Consider the following 2,929-nt stretch of genomic DNA (forward strand, 5'->3'; position numbering starts at 1 on the left):
TTAGCGTCGCCGAACACCATCATGGTTTTGTCCAGGTAGAACAGTTCGTTGTCCAGACCGGCGTAGCCACTGGCCATCGAGCGCTTGTTGACGATGATGGTCTTGGCCTTGAACGCTTCGAGGATCGGCATGCCGGCAATCGGCGATTTCGGATCGTTCTTCGCGGCCGGGTTGACCACGTCGTTGGCGCCCAGCACCAGCACCACGTCGGCCTGGCCGAACTCGGAGTTGATGTCGTCCATCTCGAACACCTGGTCGTAAGGCACTTCGGCCTCGGCCAGCAATACGTTCATGTGGCCGGGCATACGACCGGCAACCGGGTGGATCGCATACTTCACGGTCACGCCGCGATGGGTCAGCTTCTCGGTCAGTTCCTTCAGCGCATGCTGTGCCCGCGCTACCGCCAGGCCGTAGCCCGGCACGATGATCACGGTGTCGGCGTTGGTCAGCAGGAAGGTCGCGTCGTCAGCCGAACCGGATTTCACCGGGCGGGCTTCTTTCGAACCGGCCGGGCCGGCCGCATCCGTCGTATTGCCGAAACCGCCGAGCAGTACGTTAAAGAAGGAGCGGTTCATCGCCTTGCACATGATGTACGAGAGGATCGCACCGCTTGAGCCCACCAGCGAACCGGCGATGATCAGCATCGAGTTGTTCAGCGAGAAGCCGATACCCGCCGCAGCCCAGCCGGAGTAGCTGTTGAGCATCGACACGACCACAGGCATGTCCGCGCCACCGATCGGGATGATGATCAGCACGCCGAGCACGAAGGCCAGGGCCAGCATCACGGCGAAAGCGGTGTAGTCGCCGGTGAGCATGAAGGTCACGCCCAGGCCCAGTGTGGCCAGGCCCAGCAGCAGGTTCAGCTTGTGTTGGCCGCTGAACTGTACCGGTGCGCCCTGGAACAGGCGGAACTTGTACTTGCCGGCCAGCTTGCCGAAGGCAATGACCGAGCCGGAGAAGGTGATTGCACCGATGGCGGCACCGAGGAACAGTTCCAGGCGGTTACCGGCCGGGATCGCGTCACCGAGTTGCTGGACGATACCCAGCGACTGCGGCTCGACCACGGCAGCCACGGCGATGAACACCGCCGCCAGGCCGATCATGCTGTGCATGAAGGCGACCAGTTCGGGCATCTTGGTCATTTCAACGCGTTTGGCCATGATCGAACCGGCGGTGCCGCCGATCAGCAGGCCGACGATCACGTAGACGATACCGTCCTGGGCCAGCTCGGCACCTAGTTTATAAATCAGGCCGACCGTGGTGAGGATCGCCAGGCCCATGCCGAGCATGCCGAACAGGTTGCCGCGGCGCGACGTGGTGGGGTGCGAGAGGCCCTTGAGCGCCTGGATGAAGCAGACCGAGGCGATCAAATACAGGGACGTAACCAGGTTCATGCTCATGCTTGCTGCACCTCGGCCTTGACTGCTGCGGCCTTGGCAGCCGGAGCTTTGGCCGCTTTCTTCTTGAACATTTCCAGCATGCGGCGGGTCACCAGGAAGCCACCAAACACGTTGACCGCGGCCAGGGCCACGGCCAGGGTGCCCATGGTCTTGCCCAGCGGAGTCACGGTGAGGGCGGCGGCGAGCATGGCGCCGACGATCACAATGGCCGAGATGGCGTTGGTCACGGCCATCAGTGGCGTGTGCAGTGCAGGTGTGACGTTCCAGACCACGTGGTAGCCGACATAGATAGCCAGCACGAAGATGATCAGGTTGTAGATACCGTGAGAGATCAGCATGTCTTCCATTGTTTTTATCCTCAGCCGTTCTTGCGCACGATCTGGCCGTCGCGGCACATCAGGCACGCGGCGACGATATCGTCTTCAAGGTTGATCACCAGTTGTCCTTCTTTATCGAACAACAGTTTCATGAAATCCAGCAGGTTGCGGGCGTACAGCGCCGAAGCGTCAGCCGCCACGGCGCTGGCCAGGTTGGTCGGGCCAACGATGGTCACGCCATTTTCGACGACCACCTGGTCGGCCACGGTCAGCGGGCAGTTGCCGCCCTGGGCTGCCGCGAGGTCGATGACCACCGAACCCGGCTTCATCTGGGCCACGGTTTCCGCGCTGAGCAGCGTCGGTGCCTTGCGACCGGGAATCAGCGCAGTGGTGATCACGATGTCAGCCTGCTTGGCGCGTTCGTGCACGGCCGCGGCCTGGCGCTGCATCCAGCTGGCCGGCATCGGGCGGGCGTAACCGCCGACACCGACGGCGCATTCACGCTCTTCGTCGGTCTCGTACGGCACGTCGACGAACTTGGCGCCCAGGGATTCGATCTGCTCTTTTACCGCAGGACGCACGTCAGACGCTTCGATCACCGCCCCCAGGCGTTTCGCCGTAGCGATGGCCTGCAGGCCGGCCACACCGGCACCGAGGATCAGCACGCGGGCTGCTTTCACGGTGCCTGCAGCAGTCATCAGCATCGGCATGAAACGCGGGTAGTGGTGAGCGGCCAGCAACACGGCTTTATAGCCGGCGATGTTGGCTTGCGAGGACAGCACATCCAGGCTTTGGGCGCGGGAGGTGCGAGGCGCAGCCTCCAGGGCAAAGGCGGTAATGCCGCATTCGGCCATTTTGGCGATGGTTTCGTTGCTGAACGGGTTGAGCATCCCCACTACAACGGTGCCGCTTTTAATCAGCGCCAGCTCGCTGTCGCTGGGGGCGACCACCTTCAAAATCAGCTCTGCACCAAACGCGTCATTGGCGCCGCCAATGGTTGCGCCTGCCGCTTCATAGGCACTGTCGACAACGCTGGCATTAATGCCGGCGCCGCTTTGAACAGTGACCTTATGGCCCTGGCCGATCAGCTTCTTGATGGTTTCCGGGGTTGCAGCAACCCGTGTTTCACCGGTCTGGGTTTCGAGAGGAACACCAATGTGCACGTCAAATCTCCTGCGTGATCTTATAGAGTAAACCCATGCACTACGGATG

General features: G+C 62.0%; 3 protein-coding genes. All 3 read right to left on the minus strand.

The annotated features are described in order from the left end of the window. Positions 1 to 1,400 (minus strand): NAD(P)(+) transhydrogenase (Re/Si-specific) subunit beta (locus KGB07_RS26530; protein ID WP_223467070.1); only part of this gene is annotated, 1,400 nt, incomplete at its 3' end. After that, the gene (locus KGB07_RS26535) at positions 1,397 to 1,747 is read right to left on the minus strand and encodes an NAD(P) transhydrogenase subunit alpha (RefSeq protein WP_046042645.1); all 351 of its coding nucleotides are present in this window, start codon (positions 1,745 to 1,747) and stop codon (positions 1,397 to 1,399) included. The genes KGB07_RS26530 and KGB07_RS26535, both read right to left, overlap by 4 nt. A gap of 11 nt (positions 1,748 to 1,758) precedes the next feature. Further along, complete coding sequence (locus KGB07_RS26540) at positions 1,759 to 2,880, minus strand: Re/Si-specific NAD(P)(+) transhydrogenase subunit alpha (protein WP_046042646.1); 1,122 nt, start codon at positions 2,878 to 2,880, stop codon at positions 1,759 to 1,761. Between the last annotated feature and the right edge of the window lie 49 nt (positions 2,881 to 2,929).

This window comes from Pseudomonas sp. GL-RE-26, assembly GCF_019956275.1.
GTDB classification, from domain to species: domain Bacteria; phylum Pseudomonadota; class Gammaproteobacteria; order Pseudomonadales; family Pseudomonadaceae; genus Aquipseudomonas; species Aquipseudomonas grandcourensis.

What these genes read in the sequence shown, in the direction of transcription:
- KGB07_RS26535 (WP_046042645.1), bottom strand. Translation starts at nt 1,747, where the DNA reads ATGGAAGACATGCTGATCTCTCACGGTATCTACAACCTGATCATCTTC.